The organism is Leptospira alexanderi serovar Manhao 3 str. L 60, assembly GCF_000243815.2.
Lineage (GTDB): Bacteria > Spirochaetota > Leptospiria > Leptospirales > Leptospiraceae > Leptospira > Leptospira alexanderi.
The window spans coordinates 170,210-195,000 of sequence record NZ_AHMT02000005.1; the positions used below are offsets into that span (position 1 = coordinate 170,210).

Here is a 24,791-nt window from a genome sequence, read left to right on the forward strand (position 1 = left end):
TACGGATCATTTTATCATTGTAGAATTTCCTGGAACCTTCCCATTTCCTGAAGTTGTTGTTTGGGAAGGTCGACTGATGAACGGAATGACTTATATTAAAGATTGGTACTGAATTTCTCTAACTCGGCGACTGAATATTTACGCTCATCGCGTTTGCCGCGTTCCAAGACGAAATTTACCAGAGTAATCTTGTCTTGAGACGATTCTTAAGCGTGGTTGCAGTCAGAGGAGCCGTCCTATTGATTCAAGAAGTTTCAGGTTCCCGCTTGTTTCATCGATAGGATCTACGCGAAAGACCAAGAACTCATCAAAGAATCAACTTTTTTAAGTTTTTGAATGTTACTTCGGAAACGTATAAAAATAATACTGCAGATCTCTTATACAAATGCAATAGTTCTCACGGATTGTATCTTTTCCGGATAATTTATGAGTTTTTGACTATTTCTTTTGAGGGAATTTCCACGTTCTAAACTTTGGATATATTCTCCACCTTCGCAGTAGATGTTTCGCAAAGCAAAAACAGAGCTGTTTTATGACTACCAAGGACATTACTCAAGATGTTCAAATCTTCCACTTCGTGCAATCAATCCGGAATCTATTTCAAAAATAACTTAACGTGAGCAGGGTCGTAAGAATCCATGATTCATTTTTCTGAAACAAAGTTGGAATTTGAACTTTGTAAATCTATTCTTAAAGTGTGGGAACTAGCACAAATCACGATTTTACGAATAATTCTAAAATTGTAGGAACTCCTACTTTTAGAGAATTCTTTCTCATTTTCTCCATGAACTCACGTTAACTTACAAGACCGTTTCGAATGAAATGATTGAAACTCTTTTTTTCGTTTTTAGAAGTTAAATTTGATTTTGAGTTTCATTCTCATATTTCTTGACTTTTCCGATCTCTTTTCTACCTTGGAAGCGAAGAGGTCTCACAATGAAAGAAATTCTTGATCTGTCGTCTAACGTGAATTGGGATTTTTCGAAACCTATTTCGGCTTTAGACAAGCGAGTCGCTCAAAGTCTTTTCTCTTTCAATGAAAAACATGAAACGGCTCGAAAAATGATTACGGAGTTCGAAACCGTAACACCGTTTTCTTCTCCTTCAGAGGAAGACGGTCCTTACTTTGGTTCAACACTTTTTAAGATATTGACCGATATCTTGAAAACTGGGGATTTCCATACGGAATATCAGCCTATCCTGTCTCTGGAAACGGGGAAAGTTTTCGCGTACGAAGCTTTGGCGCGATTTTACGTCGAAGGAGAAAGTATCTCTCCTAAGTTTGTTTTTAACGAACTACATCAGGAAGTGGATTTATTTTTTGAATTCGAAAAGAATTTAAAACGGTTTCAGGTAAGGAACCGTCCACAAGGGAAAAAATTATTTTTAAACTTGGATCCCCATGTCTGTAAAAATCGATCGCAGTCGATTGATTGGCACGAGTTTTTAAGCAAGGAAAGGAATATCGTTTGTGAAATCATAGAGAATACGGATTCCACTCTGATCGAAGATACTCGATTCTGTTTGGACGCATTAAAACAGTCGAACATTCCGATCGCGCTCGACGACGTGGGCGGAAAGCGGAATCTTTTCTGCTTTGATTTTTTAGAATATTCAAAATTTATTAAATTTGACAAATGCTGGCTTGATCTTTTTAGGGCCAAGGCATATTATAAAAATATCGTTTGGGGATTTCTGGACTTTGCGAGAGAAGCGGACATCCTGTGTATCTTGGAGGGAATTGAAACTCAAGAGGATCTTTTGATAGCGGCAGAAATGGGATTTCCTTTAGTACAGGGTTTTTTATTTCAATCCAAAAATCTTGTGGTTTGAGGGCATCGTCCAATCGTCTTTCCGTTTCCCGGTAAAAAACGATTCTTTTCGATATCGATATAGTTCTAAAGAATTGTCTTTGTATCTATTGCGGATTTATCCGAAAATGAATCGTATTTGTATAACGTTTTGTTAGGAGTTAGTCTCTATGAAATAATTGATGAATCTGATTATAATAGTCGATTGATAATTTAAAGGCTGTTCTAAAGCCTCAAAAGAAATCAACTAAAACCAGGGTTCGTAATAAAACGCAGTAGCTCCCAAGTGTAGATGTCAGGGTTTTAAGGGTCAGTGGTTAGGGCTTGTATGTAATGTAAAGTCCTAAAATTAGGTTTAACAGAAATCAGGCCGCTTGATGAACAAAAAATCAGGAGTTTAAAGGGCTAAATGTTATCCAAGAACATTTAAAACCCTGATTCCTAAAACACTGTCCACTGACATCTAATATGCTAACATCTAAAATTCATAATTATAAGTTATCTTAAAGATACTTTATCTTTGCTTAAAAGGCTGTCCACTTTTATGTGACTACCTTAATCATTCTAAAATATTTTTGAGATAACTTATGGTCTGAATATCATTCTTACTGAGTTGTTTCTTAGAAGTTGTCGCGAAAATCCAGTCGATTTGTAAACGAATCAGGAATTCGTAGGTTCGTTTACAAATACAATTTGATTGGGAAAGAAAGTTTTCAATAAACGTTATGCGCTTTTGACTTTGTCTCAAACGAAGTTCCCGATATTTCAAGACATTTTGATTCACTGAAACCGTTAGGGTTTATAAACTTTAGAATCTCGCTTTCTACCGTATCTCACGTTGCGAAGGTAAGTATCGCTCAATAAGCTTTGTCTTAGAATTATTATTTTGTAAGGAGGTCTGAAAAAAAGTCTTGCTGACATTTTTACTTTATGGAACGTTACTTAGGGAGTGCGCTATTGTGCAAAGTATCATAGAATACCATGGATTTCGGGAGCGTTCGGATTTTATATGCAAGTATTAGAAAACTTTTCGTTCTTTCGTTCTTTCGTTCTTTCGTTCTTTCGTTCTTTCGTTCTTTCGTTCTTTCGTTCTTTCGTTCTTTCGTTCTTTCGTTCTTTCGTTCTTTCGTTCTTTCGTTCTTTCGTTCTTTCGCTCTTATAGAACTAAATTTCAAATAAATAAACTTTCTTTTTTTTATGTACTCTTATTTTACGTTCTAGGTATTTTTTCTTTGGATGTATACGCTCAAAGTAAAACAAAAGAAAAAGAAGGTATCGAAGTAGTAGGCGAAAGGGATCGACCGGATTTTGTTCGATTAAAGCCGGAAGAAATCAACAAAATGCCCGGTACATTCGGAGATTCTTTAAAGGCTGTATTCAACATTCCGGGAATTGCACCTATATTTCAAAATTATACAAACGCTGGTTTTCAATCCGCAATGGCAATCGGATTGAGTCAAACCGCTCCCAATAATAAAAGCCCGGATATCTCCAATAGTCAGAGAGGATTTCTAGTGATGCGAGGAGCGGGAACTCGAGCCAACCAATTTTATTACGACGGTCTTCCTTTAATCTACCCATTTCACGCAGATGGGATCACTTCCGTTTTGAACAATAATGCGATTCGTTCTTTGGAAATTTATTCGGGTACTTATTCTGCCAGATACGGATTTGCAACAGGCGGAGTCATTGCTGTCGAAGGATTTAAAAAGAAAAACGATTCCGTTGTTCTCAATCTAAATACTTTCTTGGTGGACGGTTACGTATTTAAAAATATATCAAAAAATTTGAATGTAAGTGTGTCGGGGAGAAAATACTATCCGAATTACGTTTTGGGAAGAATTCCGGATTTAGTACCGAATCAAACGTTTGTTTCCGATTACAGCGATTATCAATTTCGGATCAACTGGGACATCGATAATCAAAACTCTATCACACTTTCTTCTTTCGGAACGAAAGATTATCGTCATCCTTTTGCCGCGAACAAACAATACAAACCTAAGTATGACTCGATGGAAAGCATCAACGATGCTTTAATTGTTGATAGGAATTTTCGAACCGACGGAGTTCAATATGTTTGGAAACCGTTTGAAGCCGTTTCGAATACTATGAACATATCAAGAAGTTATTTTGAAGAAAGAACTCAAAATAGTACTTACCTTGTTAACACTTCTCAAGGAGTTCTCGCCGCTTTGGTGCAAGGATTACAAAAAGCGAATACTCTCGGAAACAATTTTTCGGAAGATCTTCGTTATTTTGAAGACGTAATGGAGTTGAACTTATTCAAGAAAATCTTAAAGCTTAGGGCGGGTGGACAATATAGGGAAACCGTATCCAGTTTTCAAGGTAAAATAATCTACATCAACGAAAATCCCGAATTCCTTAAAATCACTAAATTTATACTTTCCGACCCGAACACATCCACAATTTTACAAGGGGATAGAATGGTTCATAGGCAGATAGGATATTTCTCCGAGATGAAGTTTGATTATAAGGGTAATGTATTATCGCTCGGAGTGAGGCGGGATTATCACGACTTATCGGATGAATGGAAAACAAGTCCAAGACTTATGTTTGCGAAGGAGTTAGATTCCACTAAAACTACTTTTTTCGGAGGAACCGGGAAATTCTTTCAAGCTCCCACGGACGTCAGTTATATTTCTAAAAGGATGGGGAATCCTAATCTTAAGATGGAAGAATCCCAACATTCCAATTTTGGAATCGAGCAGAAATTTTTATCGAGTTATTCCATAAAGTTGGAGGGTTATAAAAACACGTTTGATAATCTAGTCGTTCGGGACAATTTCATTTACAATTCCTCCGCCGCCAATATCAACAATCTCATTTCCGGAGTTAACAATCAGAACACGGAATTTGTATCTCAGAGAAATTTGAATTATTCGAATTCTATGTCTGGTTGGTCCAAAGGATTCGAATTGATGATAAAAAAGGAAATTCCGGAGGATTCCGGCTTTTTCGGTTGGATTTCCTATACGAACTCTTTGACAAAACGAAATAGAAATCAGCCCGTTCTCAACGATACTGAACTTCAAATCCATAATGAACTAGCTAAAAATCATAGGACTTTATATCAGGACGTATCTAAGGATTATTACACTAACGTTTATGACAATGGAAGTATCGAAGTTCTAAAGAAAAATTCGAAAGAAGAATACTATGATCTCGATCGGACACATATGCTTAGTATAGTCGGCGGTTGGAAATATAAGGATACTTGGCAAATTGGTACTAGAATCATTCATTTAACGAATTATGCATATACTCCGATCGTCGGATCGGAACTTACTCCGGTTAATTCCGTAAACCTTTACACTCCGGTCTATTCAAGGGATCTTCGGTCTGCGCGGCTTCCGTCGTATAATCAAATTGATATTCGATTCGATCGTTTTATAACGACGAGTTGGGCAAAGTTGGATTTATATCTTGAAATCATCAATCTCACAGGGAATCGGATTGCGGTTTCAAATACCCTTTATAATACGTTGGCGCCTTATCTTCCAGGTCAGAATCCGGCTACTGGATATATCAATCAAAACGGTCTTGACGTTGGTAAAACTAAGATTCCGATGTTCAATTTCGGAATAGAAATGCGATTTTAAAGATAATATTCTCTGTCATAGCGATCCATAGAATAGCATAACGTTACCCACAAATTAAGAAGGCTTTTGGGATCATAAGGATCAAAAACTGATATTTTTCAAGCGTTCCGACAAGAATCATACTTTTTACTTGCAAAAAGTATGATTTTCTGATAGAGAAAAATCTCCCGAGTCTTCCCAATCTCCACCCAAAATCAGGAAAACTCAGGCACAACGCTTCCTAAATTGCGATCCGTAGGAAGCAATTTATTGAATTCTGATTATTGTTTATCGGAACAATAATGTCTTACTCCCTAAACTCAGCAAACACCTTCCTATGGGTCGGTGTTTAGGTCACTCGACAGGTCACGTTGAAGAAACTTAACGCAGAGCTTTCCTATGGGCGCGTTGAGTGACATAGGTTTCACAGGGGATTTGTAGTAATTCCGACAGATTTATCTTCGGATCCAATTACTTGTGGGTTGGTTATGATAGAATAGCTATGACGCTTGAGTTATCCATAGAGAGTCGTGATGTTTGAGTTCTGTAACTTTGTGTTTCTTTGGAAATTCCGTTTTAGAATAAGTTATAAGATCAAACCGGTTTTTCCATTTTCCAGCAAAAATGAATTTTTTGATTTCTGAAATCGTCCGGAAGGGTCATTTTTGTAATGTCTTTCGGATTGTTCCAGAGAACGGACGTTTGGGAAAGTTCAAACTTTCTAAAGTTCGTGGAAAAATACAATACAGCTCCGGGGAGAGCAAAGTCTTGATAGAGAATGTTTAAAATTTCCACATGATCTTTTTGTATGTCGAAGATTCCCGTCATTTTTTTGCTATTGGAAAAAGTTGGTGGATCGAGAACGATCAGATCGTACCTTTCCCGGTCCGACTTTTTTCTTTCGTTATAAAGCCATTCCACCACGTCCGCTCTGAGTAGACGATGTTTTGTAAGAGAGAGTCCGTTTAACTTCAGATTTTCTTCAGCCCAAGCCAAATACGTATTGGAAAGATCTACGCTTAAACTTTGGGTCGCTCCGCCTGACGCCGCGTAGACGGTAAACGATCCCGTATAAGAAAAAAGATTTAGGAATTTTTTTCCCTTTGATTCTTTGCGAATAAGATCCCTTGTGATTCTATGATCTAAAAATAACCCAGTATCGATATAATCGGATAAGTTTATGTAAAATCGAAGTCCGTTCTCTTTTACTTCTAGTAACTTCGACTGTTCGGATTGTTTCTCGTATTGTTTTTTGCCCTTTTTAGGTTCTCTCTTTTTCCAAAATATGGAACCCGCATCAAGGTTCAACGTCTCCGCGACGATCTGCCCGATTTCCGCGTTTTCCCTTTCTCTTGTTTCATCCGAAATTTCATAACTGTTCTTATACGCTGAGATTTGACAGTATGGTCCGTAAAGATCCACGCTTACGGGAACCTGAGGTATATCTCGGTCGTAAATTCGAAAACATTCTATGTTTCTTTTGCGCGCCCACTTTTTCCAATGTTTGGACATTCTCGAAAGTCTGTTGCGAAACATCGCCATCGGACTTCCGAAATCGTTAAGCGAATTGAATTTCTCGGATCGTTTTTCCGACATGGAGCCAATGTACGAAAATCTCAGTTAAAATCCAATCACAACGGAATCGGGATTCCTAAAAAGACTGGAAAATTTGTCGCTAAAAACAACGATTGCAGGACGGTTTCCTTTTCCGGGTCAAAGAAGGGAGTTGAAATTTTGAAATACACATACATAGAAAATCAAAAAGTAAAATTATTTCTCTCTTATTCGGAAACGGATTCGAAGAATGTTATCTTATTCATCCACGGATACCCAGATACTCATAAAACCTGGGACTTGCAGATCGATTCCTTAAAGGAAAAATTTAGGTTAGGTGCGATCGACTTAAGAGGTTTTGGAAGGTCTTCCAAACCTTTGGAACAATCCGAGTACAACTATGCGGTGATTCTTCCCGATCTTTTGAAAGCGATCAATTTTCTTTCCAAGAATAGCAAGGTGCACATAGTCGGTCACGATTGGGGGGCTACACTCGGCTGGTTATTTATTAGTGATCCGAAATATTCTAAGTACGTAAATTCTTTTACTGCGATTTCCGGTCCTCACCCCTGGCTTGCGGGCAAACGAATGATCGACGATCTATTCAGTCTCAATTTTGATAATTGGAAAAAAGTAATCGATCAGAGTTTTCGTTCCTGGTATATCTGGTTTTTTCAAATTCCAATTCTCCCCGAATTGATGTGGCAAAATTTCGGTGAATTGATTTATAAATGGATCATGGACCTCGGCGGAGTTCCAAAAAAAGATTTCCTCCGAAAAGTAAATCGAAATGATATTTACAGTGCGACAATCGCCCCCATCAATCTGTTTCGGGAATTATTGTTCGGTAGAACGGTAATCTCCGCCCCTTCCAACATCAAAATCCCCGTGCAGTTAATTATTCCTCAAAAGGATTTTATCGTTCTTCCGGAAGTATATGAAAACACATATGACTATGTTGAAAATTTAGAAATTCATAAACTAGATTCCAATCATTGGGTGCACCGAGAACAACCGAACGTAGTGACGGAGTTGATTCAAAAGTTCGTTTCCAAACATTCCGTATAACAGTGCGTAGATATACTCGGTTTTTTCTCAAGCGTCGGACGTATTTTACTCTTTATTAGAGTTGTTGAAAAATTAATTCTCTATCCGTTTCTACTTCATTGAAATGGAAGTTTGAAGCGGTTTTGTTAATCTGAATCATGGAATTTTTCAACAACTCTATTGACGTATCCGTACTTTTTTATCGGTTGGATTATCCATCGGGTTCGTGTTGAAAGCGCTTTTCCATGTTCTTTGGGTTGTTTCAGGAATAGCGATATAACACACATAAATCCCGAATTAGAGTTCTGAACATTGATAAACTTCCCGCCATGGTGTGAGGTATTTTCGGGTGTTATAGAGATGTCGGTGTGTTGTTGGTAAAAAGTTCGAACTTACAGATTATATTAGATTTATCTTGTATATGTAAGGATCGCATAAAAAATCGAACGATATTAAACAGAATACAATGAAAATCTGTTTGGACGAAATATTCTTCGTAGATGTTTAGAAATTCACTCCTCCAAAAATCACTAATTCTAAAAATCCGAAATTTTGACTAGCTCGGTCTTTAGAGTGTCCGTTTGTAAAGATGCTTGAAAGATCGATATATCCTCCTTTGGCGCCGAGTTCGAAAAAGACGAGTCGATAAATGTCGACACGACTTGCAACATAACCGGAAACTCCATAGCCGGATGCATGAAAATGATTGTTTTTCCCTTCTCCAAAAAGACGAACGTCGCTTCTACAAATGATCGGGCCTCCGCCTACGGATGCGACGAAGCTGAGAGCATTTTCTCCATTGGACGAAATCAAAAGAGGTTGGATCGTTCCCACATCTATATAAAGAAAATTTAATCCATCCGTATGTTCGAATTTTAGGAAATCTGGAGTGATATTAATTGTCTCTCCGTTGTGATATCCTTCCAGTTTTTTATACGCATCAGGAAATAGGTATAGATAAACCGCCGAATCGGGAGAAGTTCCGAGATGAGCCTTTTGGATTGAAAGAGGGTCGATATAACCGTAAATGTTTGCCGCTTGTCCTCGGCTCATCACATATTTCATGTGATCTTGGCCAAAAGCGAAAAAGAATCTGTCTGTAATATAATAAGTTAGACGAAAGTTATATTGCGGGATCTCCCAAATACTCGGGTTCAGATAAACGGACGGATCGAATCTTTCGGGTTTATCCTTTGCAACCACGTCTTTCAAAGTGAATTTATATCCGGGGCCGTGAAAATTGATATCACTTTGTGTATAAGAATCACGATTATAACCCCACTGAAAACTCCAAGTTCCCTTTTTCTGATCCACTCTTTTGGGCGGTTCCTTTGTTTCGACAGAAGTCTGGTTTGGGAGAATTTGTTCCGTTTGAGCTTCTGAGTTTGCCCGTATGAAAGGAGTGACTTTTTGCTGGTCCGTACTTTTCGTTTGAGATTCAGAAAACATGGGAAACGAAGAGAAACAAAAGATGAGAATGTAAATGAAGTTCTTCAAGGAAATCTTAAGATTTCGAGTTTGATTTAAATTCATGGGAATTAGGAGTGAAAAATTTCCATTTTAATATCTTAAAAATACTAAAATGGAAGGGGACCCATTCTTGACTATGTTTTTTCCGTAGATTGCAAATTCAGATTTATTAATGTGAGATAGATTTCTGCTTTTTAGTTTTTCTTACAAACTATTTGATCGAGAAAATTAGATTCGAATTTTAAGTCTCTGAAAAATGGAAGTGGGAAGTATCGTTTTTACAAAAACCAAACGAAATTTTTACGGAAAATTTTATTATTTCCAAAGCGGAACTATATAATAAAAATCTAATTTTTATTTTGGGTAAGTGTCGTGTTAAAAATAACTTTAAAAATTGAATGTTTTTTAGACTTTTCTAAACAAAATTAAACTGAATACCGTGTGAAAGATAATTTATTTGAACTTAGAACCCGTTTCAAAACCTAAAAAAATGTAGGAGTTTCTACGTTTTGAGACGGGCTTTTGAAAGACGTTTTACTGGGATTCGTTTTTACTCAATTCTATACGAATTGATTCGAATTGTGTTAGAAGGAAAAGTCGGAGAGAAAAATTCTAATTGGTCATTGAGGGATGAGTGGAATTTCTTTATATCCTTGGTTTGTAGCTTGAATTATCTCAAATCATAAAATTTTTTTCTTCTGTATTTCAATGAAACTTTTTAACAATTCCATAAATTTCACACTGTAGTTTTTCCTATTGTAAAGTACGGTAAGTTATTTTTTTAAATGGATCCTGAATAAATCTTTAGCAAGTTCAAAATACAAATTCTTTCGATTGTTTTTTGTTGATAAATATTGTTTTTCAGATGTTTTCCAATGGAATCAGTTCAGTTTATACGCTAAGAATTCGAATCGCTTCTGAAAAGTTGGAAGCCGTGCGGAAAAGCGCTTTCAGTCTCGTTAATTCGAGCATTTTTTCGATCTGAGGAGTGAGACAATAGAGTACAAGCCCACCGCCCGGGATTTTGCTCAATTGGTTTTGAGCTCCGATAAAGGTGGCAATTCCGGAGGAATCCATAGTACGTACACCCGAAAGATCTATAAGATGAATATAAACTTTTTTTTCTATAGCTTCGTTAAAGGCGTCTTTTAATTTTTTGGCCGAGAATATGTTGATGTCTCCTTGTATTTGAACTATAATCGCTGGGCCGGGAAGGGTTCCGGCGGAGGAAATGTTTTCAATCGAAAGTTTCAGTTCATTGGATTTTTGGTTCAGGGGGTCGGATTTAGTTTCCATAATTCTTTCTCCAAAGATATCTTTGTTCATATTAATTATATCAATTTGTAGATTCAATAACAAATGAGAAATAAATTTTTGATCGATCTCGCAAGAGATTTAGCTTTTCATCCTTTGATTTTTCAAACTCCACAAGAAAAAACGGAACGGAGTTCGAACACCAAGGATAAAACGAAAGAGATTCTAAAAATTAAATGTTGTAGATTCCAATTTTTAAGATTGTTTGGGCTCTTTTCCTTACATTGTTAAGTTTCAAGATGAAAATTGTTTCAAAGAAATTTTAGAATCTATTTAACGTGAGTTCGGCGTAAGAAAGTTTGGGCGAATCGCTCGCGAATTTCATAGATAAAATGGCTCGCGACCGCGCTTTTCGCTCCAATTCCTTCGGAATTTAACTCAATGTTTCTCCCTACGGGTCGAAACATATAATCGCTTTCGCATTTTGTTATACCGAACTCACGTTATTTAACGTGAGTTCAACGTAAGAAAAATTGGGCGAATAAGAAACTAAAGTGCAACGACTCCCTGCCGTACGAACTTACGGAAGATCGAAACTGATTGATTTGAAGAATTTGGGCAGGCTTTAAGTCGGGACGTAAGATTCGATTCCAAATCTTAAAATTATGGGAAGATCCTTCTCATTCAGACGTAAGATCATTTCTCAGTCGAATAAGTTATAACGAAGAATGCAATAAATTGCGCGAAAACCGTCTTTCCAACCAATCTTTTTTCCTTCCGCGTAAGTCCTTCCATAATAAGAGATGCCTACTTCAAAGATACGAACATCCGGAATTTTAGCAACCTTTGCGGTGATTTCCGGTTCGAAGCCGAAACGATTTTCTTTGATATCGATGGACTGGATGATTTCCCTACGAAACGCTTTATAACAAGTTTCCATATCCGTTAAGTTGATATTGGTGAACATGTTGGAAAGGGTCGTTAGCACCATGTTCCCCAGGCGATGCCAGTAGTAAACAACTCTATGCGGACGTCCGCTCAAGAACCTGCTTCCAAATACCACGTCCGCTTTGCCTTTGTAAATTGGATCGATAACTTCCGGAATTTCAAACGGATCGTATTCCAAATCCGCGTCTTGAACGATTACGATATCTCCGGTTGCGGCTTTAAAACCCGTTCTAAGAGCGGCTCCTTTTCCATGATTGACTTCGTGAAAAATAATCTGATTGGCCAGTTTTTTAAGAGCGGGAGTTTGAAGAAGATCTTTCGTTCCATCCTTGGAACAATCGTCCACGAGAATGATTTCCTTGTTTTTGATCGGGACTTTTTTTACTGTTTCCAGAATATTACGAATCGTATTTTTCTCGTTATAACAAGGAATGACGATGGAAACTTTCATATTAACTCCAGACCTGTGATTTCGGCCATCCGGAAATCCCGGATAATGGTATCAGCTCGTACTATTATTTTTTCAAGAGCGATTCCGAAAACCAAATTCTGATACGATTCCACTGCTTTTGGGAAATCTCTCTCATCCATTTTGATGGAGAGGGTTTGAGAAACTCTCTTCTTTTCTATACATTCCCGAATTGAAGTGATCGTTTCTTTCAGAGCGATACAAACTTCTTTCAGAATATTCTGACCATCTTTTTCCATCGTGCTTTGATTTCCATTTGCATCCAACAGAGCTTTGATATGCTCGTTGATTCGGATCGAAGGCATTCCTCTTCTGCTGATTCCCATTCTTTCAATGACGGTGATCATATCTTTGAAGATCGCAAATTCGGGAGTTCCTTTGAAGATGTAAATTAAAGCTGGTAATTCGGTTTCCGCAAAGGAAAGAATTGCGCCGTAAAAATAACGAATCTCTGGTTTTGCCAAAGGATGAAAATCGACCCTCTGATACTTTTTAAGCTTTGCTTCTTGTTCTTCCAGGATCTTATTGATCGTTTCTCCCTTGGCCGCTTGTTTTTTGTCTTCCAATTCCTTGTGTTTGGCCTTTAGGGTTTCTATAAATTGAATCTCGTCTTTGAGAAACTGGGCCAGGTTTCCTTTTTGCTGGAGAATCATCGTAAGCCTTGACTCAAACGCTTTTAAATCGAAGATTTTCGGATTTTTTTTGGAATTTTCTGAATATTCCGTCCTGAGTTTTTCTAGAACGGCTTTGATTTCGGAGCTTTGTAGGGGTTCCATAGGAGATCTCTCCTATTCAGTATCGACCCATCTTTCCAAGGAAATAAGCAAAGAAGATATATCTTCGGAACAATACAGAAGTGCGGTTCTGGAATCCCGGAACATTTGTTGCTGATTGTATAGGAGTTGTTTGATGTGGTTGTCGTTTTTCATGTTAAGAATGTTCAAGGTGTTCAAAACCATTTTTTTCAGTTTTTGAACCAATCCAAACATTAATTCCTGCATCTCCCAAAGGGTCACGAGTTTAAGTTTTTCACTGTCGGTATTTTTGGACTGGAGGATTTGTTTTCTAGAGGATTCGTATTTTGCAGTGTAGTAATTTACGGATCTTGGATATGTGGTCAGCTCTTTGTGGTAGTTCAAAATTTGATCGAGTTTCTGAAAAAATTCTATATCGAATTCTCGGTTTAAGTTTCCAATGATATTCTTATTTTCGGAAGGATCTCCTGTGATTTCGAAAATTTTCGAATTTTGAAGGTTGTTCAAAACAGAATGGATTCTTTCCTTGATCTTTGCGAGTTCGGAGATTTTTTTTTCAATGACATCTACTTCAATGAAAGAAGGAGCGGAGTCGTATTCCATTTTTAAGAAAGGTTCACCTAAGTCTTGTTTGGGGGCGGGACTTTCCAGAATGTTGAGATCCATTTTTTCTAAGTCTAAACCGGAACTTTCTTGCGATTTATGACGATCCTGATTGGTCTTTTGAAAGACGTTTTTTTGAACTCCCACCTCGTTGATCGTTTGGGCTGAGTCTGGGTTCGACTTCGGAATTTTTACGGAAGATTGTTCCTGGGTTTTGGTCATAATCTCCTGCAGAGAAGAAATTTTTTGCACGGGAAGAGGTGTGACCGGTTTTACACTTTGTCGGCTATGAGTCGAATGGGGAACGTGTTTGTGCTTCTGAGCTTCATTCGGAGATTCTAAAGTAATCCTCACGAATTCTGCTCTTCGGGTATTTCGATTGAATCGAAGAGCAAAGCGGTTCCCTTGTTTATCGATAAATTTTTGACTGAGTTGACCCAAGGAAAGCGCGTTAGGATCTACCGAAGAAATGGAATCGATTTCGATGTATTCGGATCGTTTTAACATGACGATTTTTCCTCAAATACAGATACTATTGTGTTAAAGAAAGTTTTTGGAATGGGATACGTCGTATTTGTCAAAAAGAAGGAAATCCGGCTTTTGATTCAAGCGTAAGTGAAAATCCAGATATACGTTATGCGAAACCTCTTCCATCAACGAATCGAACGAACGAAAACTATGGAAACAATAATTAAAAATTTGTAAATAAGAACTTTTCCGAATGGATAACGAGATGGAAATTTTTTCTCTTTCAGTCGACAAAAAACACCTCCCGGATTTTTCAAAGTCCTCTAGAAAAACAACTCCCAACTCTATAAGTTGGGAAAGATCTATTTCCTCTTCTTGAAGACGGGAAAAAAAGTCCCGATCCAATAAAATAGTCAAAAAAATATTTCCAAAACGATTCTGCCTCATTTTTGCCTCTCCTTTTGTTACCGGTTTCGGAAGTCGCTCGTAGAGGTTCTAAAACCCTTTTCATCGGTGTGGAATTTTAGAAGAATTCGTTTGACAGAAGTTAGGGTACGGAAAAGCTGGAAAAACTTATTCGATAGGAAGTGTAGGCCTTGGCTAATATCAAGTCTTCAGAAAAGGACATTCGGAGAACGAAACGCAGAAATGCGGCCAATTCCCAGAATCGGTCCAGGCTCAGAACTCAGGCTAAAAAAGTTCTGAAAGCCATCAAAGAAAAAGACCCAAAAGCAGCAATGGCTCTTTTTATAGAGTATACCTCTCTTTTAGATAAAGCTGCAAAAACAAATTTGATCCATTCTAAAAACGCAGATAGAAAAAAAAGCAGAATGGCAAAACGCCTCAACGCAGTATCTGCAGCAGCCTAAAACTACGGAATGATAAAGGGCGATTAGCTCAGCTGGTAGAGCGCCTGCCTTACAAGCAGGATGTCGGCAGTTCGATCCTGTCATCGCCCATATACTTTTTCCGGAGAAATTAACCATTTCTAAAACTTATGAATACAAATGCTTCCGTATTCAATCATCCAGATCTCATGGTTTCCGTTTCTGGGATTCGAGGAATCATTCCCACGGGACTTTCTCCCGAAGTTATTTTTGATGCGCTGCGTGCTTTCGGTACTTGGATTGAAGGATCTAAAATTGTAATCGGTCGCGATTCCAGACCTTCCGGGCCTTATATCGAAAACATCGCCCTAGGTTTGATGCAGGCGATGGGAAAAGACGTCCTACAACTCGGAATCGTTCCGACTCCGACCGTAAAAGCGGTCGTCAATCTTTCCAAAGCGGGAGGCGGAATCATGATCAGTGCCTCTCACAACCCGATCCTATGGAACGCGTTTAAATTTATAGGCCCCGGCGGGTTCTTTACCGGAGCGGCGGATTTGGAACAAATTCTGGACACGGTTCGAAATCAATCCTATAGACAAATTCAATACAAACCTTCTTCTAAAATTGTCTCCGGAAAGGAATGGTCTGAAAAACACATCGAGTCCGTTCTCAAACGAGTGAACGTGAGTGCAATTCGAAAGAAAAAATATAAGGTTCTCGTAGACGCAGTCAATGGAGCGGGAAGCGCCTTGGTTCCGGAACTTCTGGAAAAGCTCGGATGTAAGCCGATCCTTTTACACTGTAGCCCGGACGGAACCTTTCCAAGACCACCGGAACCGACTCCGGACGCGCTCAAACAAACTTCTCGAAAGATGAAATCTTCCGGTGCCGATATCGGCTTTGCTCTGGATCCGGACGCGGATCGCCTTGTCGTTCTCACTCCGAAGAAGGGAGCGATCTCCGAAGAATATACTCTTCCTTTGAGTTTTCTGTCTCTCGCGTTGGGTAAGATGCCTAAAAAGGCGAACCTGGTCGTAAATCTTTCCACAAGTTTTATCAACGAGTTCGTGGCGGGACAATATGGTGTTTCCGTTTCTCGTTCTAAAGTCGGGGAAGCGAACGTAGTATCCGAAATGCTTCGCCAAAAATCGATTTTCGGTGGAGAAGGAAACGGAGGAGTGATCGATCCCGCAATCGCTTCCTTTGGAAGAGATTCACTCTCCGGAATCGCGCATATCCTAAATGAAATGGCTGCGACGGGAAAGAAGATCGATTCTATCTTAGAAGAATTCCCCGAGATTCACATGCAAAAAACGAGTTTTCAAGTGGCGGGAAAAAATCTCCAGGATATCTATTCCAAGTTCAGTGGAGAATTTTCGACCTTCTCCGAAGAAACTCTGGACGGTTTACGTTTGGCGTCGGAAGATTCTTGGATTCACATTCGTCCTTCTAACACGGAACCGATCATACGAGTCATAGCGGAAGCGAGGACCCAAAAAGATCTCAATTCTCTGCTGGACCGCGCGGGAAGTCTCATGGAGAATGCCTGAATATGTGTGGAATCGTCGGTTATGCCGGTAAAAAGAATGCGGAATCAGTACTGGTAGTAGGTCTAATCTGTCTCGAATATAGAGGTTACGACTCGGCCGGGATTGCGGTTTTGGATCAGGGTGATATTCTAGTTCGAAAGGCGAAAGGGAAGATCAAGGACCTGGAAGCTTACTTGCGCGAATTTCCTGCGCCGGGAAACGTTGGGATCGGGCACACTCGTTGGGCGACTCACGGAGAGCCGAACCAGATCAACGCCCATCCGCACACAGATTCCAACTCGACCGTTGCGGTTGTGCATAACGGAATCATTGAAAATTATCTCGAACTCAAAAGCGAATTGAAGAAAAAAGGCCACGTATTTCAAAGCTTAACCGACACGGAAGTTCTTCCTCATTTGCTCGAAGAAAGCAAAAAGAACGGAAAATCCAACAAGGACGCATTTTTAGAACTCTTCGGAAAAATCCACGGTAAATGGGCGGTTTCCACCGTATTTGAAACCGAACCAGATCGTGTTTATTTCGCCCAAGACGGGGCCCCGCTTTTAATCGGAAAAGGAAAGAGAGAATATTTTCTGGCCTCTGATATTTCTCCCCTTACCAGAAACTGCGAAGAAGTATATTACGTAAACTCCGGAGAATGGGGTTATTTTTCTCAAGACGAATTCAAGCTGTTTGATTTTTCGGGAAAGGAACTTACTCCCGTTTTTAAAAAGCAAGAACTTCGCTGGGAAGATCTGGACAAGGGCGGTTATCCTCACTACATGATCAAGGAGATTCACGAACAAGCGGGGATCTTCCGTAAAATCATCCAAGAAAGAATATTAGATAACGGTGAAATTGTTTTTCCCGAAATCAAGCTCAACAAAGACGTGCTTTCCAGAGTCAACCGGATCATCATCCAGGCCGCGGGTACGAGTTACTATGCGGGAATGATCGGCAAACACTATTTGGAGAATTTTGCAAAGATCCAAACCGATACGGAAGCGTCTTCGGAGTTTCGTTATAGAAATCCCGTGGTGGAAGGCGACACTCTCATCATGGGAATCTCGCAGTCCGGAGAAACCGCCGACACGTTAGCTTCCATTCATGAGGCGAAAGCTAAGTTCATCAAAGTGGTTTCTCTTGTGAACAACGTAAATTCCACGATTGCAAGAGAATCGGATTCTTATATCCGAACCGACGCGGGACCCGAAATCGGAGTCGCAAGTACGAAAGCGTTTACGGCTCAGGTTTTGAATCTTCTTTTATTTTCCATCTACATGGCTAACCTTAAGTGGTTGATCAGCGACGAAGAGAAAAAAACTCTTATCGAAGAAATCAGACAACTTCCCTCTAAGATCGATCGGATTCTCGCGCAGGCAAGTAAGATCGAAGAGATGTCTTCCCACTTTACGACCGCAAAGGATTTTATCTTTTTAGGAAGAACTTACAATCATCCTGTTGCGCTCGAAGGCGCGTTGAAGCTGAAGGAAATTTCTTATATTCACGCGTCCGGTTACGCGGGCGGAGAATTCAAACACGGACCGATTGCGCTTATCACTAGCGAGGTTCCCGTAGTTTGTATCGCTCCCAAGTCTGAAATTTATACGAAGATGGTTTCCAACATTCAAGAAATCAAAGCGAGAAAAGGAATCATCATTTCGATCGTGACCGAAGGGGATCAAGAAGCGAAATCTCTTTCGGATTATTGTTTTGAAATTCCGGAATGTTCCGAGATTTTAAGTCCTATCTTGAACGTGATTCCTTTGCAATTACTTGCGTACTATTCCGCAATCGCTCGGGGTTGTCCTCCGGATCAACCCAGAAACTTGGCCAAGTCCGTAACCGTAGAGTAAGTTCAATGCCGAAGGTTCAGAGAATTCTCATTGATGAAAGAGAGATTCCTGTTGGTTTACGTTCTCTAACGCGCATTCGATCTTTTTCGGAGATTCGTAATGGAATTTTGAATACGGTCCAAAGAACGAAAGAACTTCATCCGGACGCAAAGATTTTCTATGTGCATTCGAATCCTACCTTTCAACAGGCTTTTTTAGAAAGAAATCCGAAACTTTTTCCTTATGATGAAAAGGATGTGGACTTGGTTTTAACGCCTGAGTCTTGTCTACCGTGGAATTTAATCGATGGAACCGCAAAACATATAGAAGACGATCTCGAACTTGGTAAGGAAGTTCGGAAATGGATTCGAAAACTCAAAGTAAAATCGAATCACTTTCACGTTGTCGGAAAATCCAAACATCTTCATGTACACTCGTCCGCCGTCATATATCCCGGAGTTGTATTTGATACAACGGCCGGACCTGTGATCGTAGACAAGGACGCAAAGATAACTTCCTTTTCTTTTATCGAAGGCCCGGTCTACATCGGACCGAATTCTCAAATCGATAACGCAAGAATTACGGGTGCGACGAGCATCGGAGCTACTTGTAGAATCGGCGGAGAAGTGGGAACCTGTTTGATAGGTGATTTTACGAACAAACACCACGAAGGGTTTTTAGGACATTCCATTCTTGGAAGTTGGGTGAACATAGGCGCACTCGCGACCACATCCGATTTAAAAAACAATTATGGAGTCGTAAAAATTCGGGAAGAAAACGACGAATGTATCACAGGCTCCATCAAGTTCGGTTCCGTGATTTCGGACTATTGTAAGATCGCGATCGGAGTGATGTTGAATACGGGAACCGTAGTGGATTTCGGATCAAACGTCGTATCTTCTCGAATCGGCGGATATGTTTCTCCGTTTACTTGGGCGGAATCGGGGCAACCTTATATTCTCGATCTATTTTTAAGAGACGCTCGAAAAATTATGGCGAGAAGAAACAGAGAACTCACGTTATCCGAAACCGAACTGATTCGCATTTTATACGAATCTAAAGTAAAAAAATAAAAATCCGGAGGGTTTTATGGAAATCATAGAATCCAAAATACGCACGTCCTCGTCGGAATATAAAGAGAATTTTAAAGATCTAAAACAGAAGGTGGAGTCTTTACGCGGACTGATTCGTAAAATCGAGTTAGGCGGCGGCGCAAAAGCGATCGAACGTCATAAAGGAAGAGGCAAACTTACCGCAAGAGAAAGGATTTCTTCTTTGATCGATCCGGAAACTTCCTTCTTGGAATTTTCTTCTTTGGCTGCGGAGGGTGTATATCCTGATGGTGTTCCCGCAGCGGGAATTTTGACCGGTATCGGAAGAATTTGCGGAGTCGATTGTGTGATCGTCGCGAATGATGCGACTGTAAAAGGTGGAACGTATTATCCTCTGACTGTAAAAAAACATATCCGAGCGCAGGAGATCGCACTTCAAAATTCTCTTCCTTGTATTTATCTCGTGGATTCCGGGGGAGCTTTTCTTCCGATGCAGGACGAAGTATTTCCCGACAAGGATCATTTCGGGAAGATTTTTTATAACCAGGCGAATTTGTCTGCTCTTAAGATTCCGCAGATTTCAGTGGTGATGGGAAGTTGTACTGCGGGTGGTGCGTATATTCCAGCGATGTCCGACGAATCCGTTATCGTAAAAGGGAACGGAACGATTTTTTTAGGCGGCCCTCCTCTTGTAAAAGCGGCGACTGGGGAAATCGTTACGCCGGAAGAATTGGGCGGCGCTTTGGTTCACAGTACGATTTCCGGAGTGACAGATCACTATGCAGAAGACGACGCGCACGCGATTGAGATCACAAGGAACATCGTTTCTACTTTGCATCATGCGGGGAACGTTGCCGCAAAAGGTTCAATCAGTTGGGAAGAACCGTTATATCCTTCCGAAGAAATTTACGGAATCATACAAAGGGACATTCGTAAGACTTACGACGTTCGTGAAATCATCGCGAGAATTGTGGATGGATCTCGTTTTCAAGAATTCAAAAAGTATTATGGAACCACACTTGTAACGGGTTTCGCAAAAATTTACGGAAAGATGGTGGGAATCATCGCAAACAACGGAGTTTTATTTTCGGAGAGCGCGCTCAAAGCCTCTCACTTCATCGAGCTTTGTAATCAAAGAGGGATTCCTCTTTTGTTTCTTCAAAACATCACCGGTTTTATGGTCGGTAAAAAATACGAAAATTCAGGAATTGCAAAAGACGGTGCCAAGATGGTAAATGCGGTTTCAACTTCCGTCGTACCTAAATATTCGGTAGTAATCGGAGGTTCTTACGGAGCAGGAAACTACGGAATGTGCGGAAGGGCTTTTAATCCAAGATTTTTATGGATGTGGCCGAATTCAAGAATCTCTGTAATGGGTGGAGAGCAAGCGGCAAATGTTCTTTTGACAGTAAAGATGGAGCAATTGGAAAGAGAAGGCAAAAAACTTTCTGAAGCCGAGCAGTTCGCATTTCGTAAACCAATCTTGGACGATTACGAAAGTAAATCTTCTTGCATCTATTCTTCTGCGAGGCTTTGGGACGATGGGGTAATCGATCCGGCTAAAACAAGAAATATTTTAGGAATTATTCTTTATGCGGATCATTCTAAAAGGCCGGAATATCCTCGTTATGGAATTTTCAGAATGTAGAGAATTTTTAAACTGCAATTCGATTGATTGAACTGAAAATGTATATCGTATAAGTTACTTTCTTTTTTGTTTCTGCTCCTTGTTTTTGACATTGCTTTAAAGGGAATACCCTTTTAAGGACAAATCTCTACTTCGGATAGTTTCATCTTAAAATGTATATAATCTTTTTATAAAAACCGAATACGGAAAAAATCAGTTAATTTCGAAAGTGCGAATTTTAAAAATCCTTATAATCGCTTTTACATTTATTACGCCGAACTTACGTTAGAATAATAGCAGTTTTTAGATTTTATTAGCATCTATTATAGAGAAATAGCAAAATTTCAAGAATTGCTTATTTTTTGGGCAATTTGAAGTATTTAATTCATTCTGAGTTTGGAATTTTTGTAGCCTTAGTTTTGGTTCCGATTTGTGTTTGGCTCTTCTTTCAAAAAATGTGGGATCTACAGCATTTCAGGAGAAGTTTTTTCATATTCTGAAAATTCTTAAATTATTCTTTAGTTGGTATCGATTTTGCATGTAATAGGTATCAATTGATTTGGGATGAGAATGATTATGAATTGGACTAAAAGATTAATCTTATTGCTTCTTCTACTTCTTCCATTTGTCGTATTTGGACAAGAAGCGACCCCCGTAGCGGATAAAGGAGATACAGTCTGGATGATCGTCGCATCGGCCCTTGTGTTTTTTATGATTCCTGGACTAGCGTTGTTTTATGGCGGTCTTGTAAGATCTAAAAACGTTCTTTCGACTATGATGCATAGTTTTGTGGCGATTTTGGTTTTAACTCTACAGTGGACAGTTTTTGGGTATAGTTTTGCGTTTTCGGGAACCAATCCTTATTTTGGAAATTTTGATTTCGTTTTTCTATCCGGCATCGACGAGAACACTTTGGAATTAACGATTCCCAAATATATTCACTTTCTTTTTCAAGGAATGTTCGCATTGATCACACCTGCTCTGATTTCGGGAGCGATTGCTGAAAGAGTAAAATTCGGCGGTTATATAGTTTTTATTTTTCTTTGGTCCACTCTTGTTTACGATCCGGTTGCGCACTGGGTTTGGGCGGTGGATGGTTGGCTCTTTAAAATGAGTGCTTTGGATTTTGCCGGAGGAACCGTGGTACATTTGATTTCCGGGATTGCAGGTCTTGCAGCTGCACTTGTTCTCGGAAAAAGAAAAGGAGAGGGTTCTTCTCTGATCGCTCCGAATAATCTTACTTACACTTTGATCGGCGCCGGTTTACTTTGGTTCGGTTGGTTTGGTTTTAACGCAGGTTCTGGTCTTGCGGTAAACGGAGTCGCGGCAAGAGCATTCTTAGTTACATTGATTGCTCCAGCGGCTGCCGGTGTCGCATGGCTTGTAATCGAATATCTTCATACAAAAAAAGCTACCGCTCTTGGAGCCGCTTCCGGTATCGTTGCAGGTTTAGTTGTGATTACTCCCGCATCCGGATTCGTTGGTGTTCAAGGTGCCATTATCATGGGTTTTCTTGTAAGCCCCGTGTGTTACGGTGCGATTCTTTTAAAAGGAAAACTCGGATACGATGATAGCCTGGATGCTTTCGGAATTCACGGAGTGGGTGGTGCGTTAGGCGCTATCCTTACCGGAGTTTTCACTCTCACTCTTGGCGCAGGCGTTTTAAGCAGAGGAGATCAGATTCTGGTTCAGATAATCAGTGTCATTGCAACTGGAGCGTATTCTTTTATAGTGTCTGTGATTCTTGTATTTCTGATCGATAAAACGATCGGGTTCCGTATCTCGGAAGAAAAAGAAATCACTGGTTTGGATTCGGAGATCCACGGCGAAAAGGGTTATATTCTTTAATTAACTACTGAAGAATTTTGAATAAGGAGATTCTATGAAATTAATCGTTGCTATCATTCAGCCTCATAAATTGGAAGAAGTAAAAGCGGAATTAACGAAGAATGAAATTTACAGACTTACCGTGAGCGATGTTCAGGGATATGGTCAACAAAAAGGAAAAACCGAAGTTTTTCGAGGTCACGAGTACCAAGTGAATCTTCTAAGAAAAGTTCGTCTTGAAATTGCCGTTAACGACGAGTTTGTAAAACCTACTGTGGACGCTATTCTGAAAGCAGCAAAAACCGGAGACGGAAAGATCGGAGACGGAAAGATTTTTATTACTCCTCTTGAGGATGTGATTCGGATCAGAACCGGAGAAAGAGGGAGTTCCGCGATCTGATTTATTTACTTAACGTGAGTTCGATATAACAAAATGCGAAAGCGATTATATGTTTCGACCCGTAGGGAGAAACATTGAGTTAAAGCGCGGTCGCGAGCTATTTTATCTATGAAATTCGCGAGCTGTTGCGACGACCCATCGGGAGTCGTTGCACTTTAGTTTCTTATTCGCCCAAACTTTCTTAGGCCGAACTCACGTTGTTTAAGATCTGCCTTCTGATTTTGACTCGCTTTGAGATCGACTTTAAGTCTGAGTAGGTTCGTTTTTTCACAGAGGTGCGTTGGAAGATTGGGAAAGCATCGAATGACGTTTTCCATTTATCAGTGGAAACAAGCTTTATTTTCTTAGGGATAGATCTTGTTAAGAGGTTGAGGATTTATTTCCGATTCGAAAAGAAAACATTCTGCGACTATTAGAATTGTTGAAAAATTAATTCTCTATCCGTTTCTGCCCTATTGAAACGGACGTTTGAAGCGGTTTTGTTAATCTGAATCACGGAATTTTTCAACTCTATTTTGTCAAAACGACAAATCGATCTTTTCCAGAAAGATCCTTTTCCACTTTTCCTTCTTTCCAACCATTTGTTATCGATTCGGAAACGAAAGTCCAGGCCAAAGAAGGATGAGTTTCCATATAAAACTTTCCGCCTTCGTTCAGATGAAGTCGAGCGTCTTCGATCAATTTGGATAAGAATTCTTTTGGATCTTCCAAAAATAGTGCGAGATGAGGTTCGTAGTCGATCACGTCCTTCATCATTTCTGTTTTATCCGAAATGGGAATATAAGGGGGATTTGTGACAATCAAATCGAATTTGGACTCCTTTGGAATCGAAAGAAATAAATCACTTTCCAAAAATTGAATATTGTTTCCTTCTCCGATGATTTGGATCGCGTTTTTTGCTGCAATTTCGAGAGCGTCTTTTGAAATATCACTTAACGTAATATTCCAATCCTTCCGCGCTGATTTCAAGCTGATTCCGATACAGCCACTTCCCGTACAAAGATCCAATACGCTTTGTTCACCATGATTCCCTTTGAAATCGAATAAAACCTTTTCCACGAGTTCTTCGGTTTCGGGTCTCGGTATGAGGACTTTCTCGTTTACGAAGAACACAGAATTATAAAAAGCCTTTTGGCCCGTAATATAAGCTGTGGGTTTGTTTTTGGAACGGTCTACGATTCTTTCTCTGTAAGCGTTTTTTTCCGTTTCCGTTAAAAGTCTTTCAAAGTTCACGTATAGTTTTACTCTTTGGAGATTGAGAAGGTCCGCTAAAATGATTTCCGCATCCAATCGTGCGCTCGGAATTTCTTTCTTTTTCAAGAATTCCTCTGATTTTTTCAAAAGAGTGAGAATTGAATCTGGATGTTGCATCGGTTTGAAGTCGGGCTTAGTGTCCAGTGCCGTCAAGTTAAGAGATTCCATTGCAGTGGATTCCATTTTTTTAAGCACAATTTTAAATTTTCATAAATTGTGGGAACTCTTGCAACCTAAGTTCGGAATCAAGTTTTGAAAATTTTCGATTCGTGAAAAAGGTCGATCCCGAATATTGCCATGTTTTTTATTTTTAGAATGTGGGAATTCTTTCGTTTCATAAAAAGTTTCCTTCTAAAAACAGCCGTAGGAATTCCCACTATTTGAGATATTCGGAAAGAATTCTCTGAAAACACAATTTTTCCGATTGAAGGCCAAACATTAGATTGGTGCCCCCGAGAG

General features: G+C 39.5%; 18 protein-coding genes and 2 tRNA genes (1 of these 20 cut by a window edge). 11 read left to right on the plus strand and 9 right to left on the minus strand.

All coding sequences use genetic code 11. From position 1 onward, the window contains the following. The first annotated feature begins 936 nt into the window (after positions 1 to 936). Positions 937 to 1,833 (plus strand): EAL domain-containing protein, encoded by an 897-nt coding sequence (locus LEP1GSC062_RS02205; protein ID WP_020983185.1) that lies wholly within the window; start codon positions 937 to 939, stop codon positions 1,831 to 1,833. A gap of 1,318 nt (positions 1,834 to 3,151) precedes the next feature. Then, complete coding sequence (locus tag LEP1GSC062_RS02220) at positions 3,152 to 5,431, plus strand: TonB-dependent receptor plug domain-containing protein (protein WP_010577082.1); 2,280 nt, start codon at positions 3,152 to 3,154, stop codon at positions 5,429 to 5,431. Positions 5,432 to 6,004: 573 nt separating this feature from the next. Here LEP1GSC062_RS02220 and LEP1GSC062_RS02225 read toward each other — a convergent pair. Then, on the minus strand, positions 6,005 to 7,006 hold the full coding sequence (locus LEP1GSC062_RS02225; protein WP_039940892.1) for a class I SAM-dependent methyltransferase: 1,002 nt from the start codon (positions 7,004 to 7,006) through the stop codon (positions 6,005 to 6,007). Between the two features lie 138 nt (positions 7,007 to 7,144). Here LEP1GSC062_RS02225 and LEP1GSC062_RS02230 point away from each other — a divergent pair, with 138 nt between their 5' ends. Then, entirely contained in the window at positions 7,145 to 8,032 is an 888-nt protein-coding gene (locus tag LEP1GSC062_RS02230) for an alpha/beta fold hydrolase (RefSeq protein WP_020983299.1), read from the plus strand. A gap of 483 nt (positions 8,033 to 8,515) precedes the next feature. Here LEP1GSC062_RS02230 and LEP1GSC062_RS02235 read toward each other — a convergent pair whose 3' ends face one another. The 6 genes from LEP1GSC062_RS02235 to LEP1GSC062_RS02265 all read right to left on the minus strand — a co-directional run bounded on the left by LEP1GSC062_RS02235 (position 8,516) and on the right by LEP1GSC062_RS02265 (position 14,425). After that, a complete protein-coding gene (locus tag LEP1GSC062_RS02235) occupies positions 8,516 to 9,544 on the minus strand; it encodes a hypothetical protein (protein WP_039940896.1) in 1,029 nt (342 codons plus the stop codon). A gap of 828 nt (positions 9,545 to 10,372) precedes the next feature. Further along, positions 10,373 to 10,777 carry an STAS domain-containing protein gene (locus LEP1GSC062_RS02240; RefSeq protein WP_039940954.1) on the minus strand — a complete coding sequence of 135 codons (405 nt, stop codon included), beginning with the start codon at positions 10,775 to 10,777 and terminating at the stop codon, positions 10,373 to 10,375. A 661-nt stretch (positions 10,778 to 11,438) separates the two neighbouring features. Next, complete coding sequence (locus tag LEP1GSC062_RS02250) at positions 11,439 to 12,134, minus strand: glycosyltransferase family 2 protein (RefSeq protein WP_010577078.1); 696 nt, start codon at positions 12,132 to 12,134, stop codon at positions 11,439 to 11,441. Next, a complete protein-coding gene (locus LEP1GSC062_RS02255; RefSeq protein WP_020983286.1) occupies positions 12,131 to 12,928 on the minus strand; it encodes a hypothetical protein in 798 nt (265 codons plus the stop codon). The genes LEP1GSC062_RS02250 and LEP1GSC062_RS02255 overlap by 4 nt, the downstream gene beginning before the upstream one ends. 12 nt (positions 12,929 to 12,940) lie before the next feature. Continuing rightward, positions 12,941 to 14,017, minus strand: a complete 1,077-nt coding sequence (locus tag LEP1GSC062_RS02260; protein WP_020983260.1) for an LIC_10450 family protein — start codon at positions 14,015 to 14,017, stop codon at positions 12,941 to 12,943. A gap of 33 nt (positions 14,018 to 14,050) precedes the next feature. Next, the gene (locus LEP1GSC062_RS02265; protein ID WP_010577077.1) at positions 14,051 to 14,425 is read right to left on the minus strand and encodes a hypothetical protein; all 375 of its coding nucleotides are present in this window, start codon (positions 14,423 to 14,425) and stop codon (positions 14,051 to 14,053) included. Positions 14,426 to 14,574: 149 nt separating this feature from the next. Between LEP1GSC062_RS02265 and rpsT the strand changes: the two genes are divergently transcribed. From rpsT to LEP1GSC062_RS02305, 8 genes are all read left to right on the plus strand, one after another. After that, positions 14,575 to 14,847, plus strand: coding sequence for a 30S ribosomal protein S20 (rpsT, locus tag LEP1GSC062_RS02270; RefSeq protein WP_020983251.1), 273 nt, complete (start codon positions 14,575 to 14,577; stop codon positions 14,845 to 14,847). Positions 14,848 to 14,864: 17 nt separating this feature from the next. Continuing rightward, positions 14,865 to 14,937 (plus strand) — tRNA-Val (locus LEP1GSC062_RS02275). A 38-nt stretch (positions 14,938 to 14,975) separates the two neighbouring features. Further along, a complete protein-coding gene (gene glmM, locus LEP1GSC062_RS02280; protein WP_010577075.1) occupies positions 14,976 to 16,358 on the plus strand; it encodes a phosphoglucosamine mutase in 1,383 nt (460 codons plus the stop codon). Between the two features lie 2 nt (positions 16,359 to 16,360). After that, positions 16,361 to 18,193: a glutamine--fructose-6-phosphate transaminase (isomerizing) gene (gene glmS, locus LEP1GSC062_RS02285; protein ID WP_010577074.1), complete on the plus strand. Its 1,833-nt coding sequence runs from the start codon at positions 16,361 to 16,363 to the stop codon at positions 18,191 to 18,193. A 5-nt stretch (positions 18,194 to 18,198) separates the two neighbouring features. Then, the gene (locus tag LEP1GSC062_RS02290) at positions 18,199 to 19,245 is read left to right on the plus strand and encodes a GlmU family protein (RefSeq protein ID WP_010577073.1); all 1,047 of its coding nucleotides are present in this window, start codon (positions 18,199 to 18,201) and stop codon (positions 19,243 to 19,245) included. Positions 19,246 to 19,261: 16 nt separating this feature from the next. Further along, entirely contained in the window at positions 19,262 to 20,872 is a 1,611-nt protein-coding gene (locus tag LEP1GSC062_RS02295) for a carboxyl transferase domain-containing protein (RefSeq protein ID WP_020983230.1), read from the plus strand. A gap of 555 nt (positions 20,873 to 21,427) precedes the next feature. Then, the gene (locus tag LEP1GSC062_RS02300) at positions 21,428 to 22,699 is read left to right on the plus strand and encodes an ammonium transporter (protein WP_010577072.1); all 1,272 of its coding nucleotides are present in this window, start codon (positions 21,428 to 21,430) and stop codon (positions 22,697 to 22,699) included. A 34-nt stretch (positions 22,700 to 22,733) separates the two neighbouring features. After that, complete coding sequence (locus LEP1GSC062_RS02305; protein ID WP_002619748.1) at positions 22,734 to 23,078, plus strand: P-II family nitrogen regulator; 345 nt, start codon at positions 22,734 to 22,736, stop codon at positions 23,076 to 23,078. A gap of 510 nt (positions 23,079 to 23,588) precedes the next feature. On the opposite strand, the gene prmC is transcribed toward LEP1GSC062_RS02305, so the two are convergent. Together prmC and LEP1GSC062_RS02315 are read right to left on the minus strand one after the other, a co-directional pair. After that, positions 23,589 to 24,449 (minus strand): peptide chain release factor N(5)-glutamine methyltransferase, encoded by an 861-nt coding sequence (gene prmC / locus LEP1GSC062_RS02310; RefSeq protein ID WP_039940956.1) that lies wholly within the window; start codon positions 24,447 to 24,449, stop codon positions 23,589 to 23,591. Between the two features lie 327 nt (positions 24,450 to 24,776). Then, positions 24,777 to 24,791: transfer RNA gene (locus LEP1GSC062_RS02315), tRNA-Arg, on the minus strand; it runs 62 nt beyond the window's last position.

Coding starts and splice junctions, on each gene's coding strand:
- LEP1GSC062_RS02205 (WP_020983185.1), top strand. CDS start 937: ATGAAAGAAATTCTTGATCTGTCGTCTAACGTGAATTGGGATTTTTCG.
- LEP1GSC062_RS02220 (WP_010577082.1), top strand. CDS start 3,152: ATGCCCGGTACATTCGGAGATTCTTTAAAGGCTGTATTCAACATTCCG.
- LEP1GSC062_RS02225 (WP_039940892.1), bottom strand. CDS start 7,006: ATGTCGGAAAAACGATCCGAGAAATTCAATTCGCTTAACGATTTCGGA.
- LEP1GSC062_RS02235 (WP_039940896.1), bottom strand. CDS start 9,544: ATGAATTTAAATCAAACTCGAAATCTTAAGATTTCCTTGAAGAACTTC.
- LEP1GSC062_RS02240 (WP_039940954.1), bottom strand. CDS start 10,777: ATGGAAACTAAATCCGACCCCCTGAACCAAAAATCCAATGAACTGAAA.
- LEP1GSC062_RS02250 (WP_010577078.1), bottom strand. CDS start 12,134: ATGAAAGTTTCCATCGTCATTCCTTGTTATAACGAGAAAAATACGATT.
- LEP1GSC062_RS02255 (WP_020983286.1), bottom strand. CDS start 12,928: ATGGAACCCCTACAAAGCTCCGAAATCAAAGCCGTTCTAGAAAAACTC.
- LEP1GSC062_RS02260 (WP_020983260.1), bottom strand. CDS start 14,017: ATGTTAAAACGATCCGAATACATCGAAATCGATTCCATTTCTTCGGTA.
- LEP1GSC062_RS02265 (WP_010577077.1), bottom strand. CDS start 14,425: ATGAGGCAGAATCGTTTTGGAAATATTTTTTTGACTATTTTATTGGAT.
- glmM (WP_010577075.1), top strand. CDS start 14,976: ATGAATACAAATGCTTCCGTATTCAATCATCCAGATCTCATGGTTTCC.
- glmS (WP_010577074.1), top strand. CDS start 16,361: ATGTGTGGAATCGTCGGTTATGCCGGTAAAAAGAATGCGGAATCAGTA.
- LEP1GSC062_RS02290 (WP_010577073.1), top strand. CDS start 18,199: ATGCCGAAGGTTCAGAGAATTCTCATTGATGAAAGAGAGATTCCTGTT.
- LEP1GSC062_RS02295 (WP_020983230.1), top strand. CDS start 19,262: ATGGAAATCATAGAATCCAAAATACGCACGTCCTCGTCGGAATATAAA.
- LEP1GSC062_RS02300 (WP_010577072.1), top strand. CDS start 21,428: ATGAATTGGACTAAAAGATTAATCTTATTGCTTCTTCTACTTCTTCCA.
- LEP1GSC062_RS02305 (WP_002619748.1), top strand. CDS start 22,734: ATGAAATTAATCGTTGCTATCATTCAGCCTCATAAATTGGAAGAAGTA.
- prmC (WP_039940956.1), bottom strand. CDS start 24,449: ATGCAACATCCAGATTCAATTCTCACTCTTTTGAAAAAATCAGAGGAA.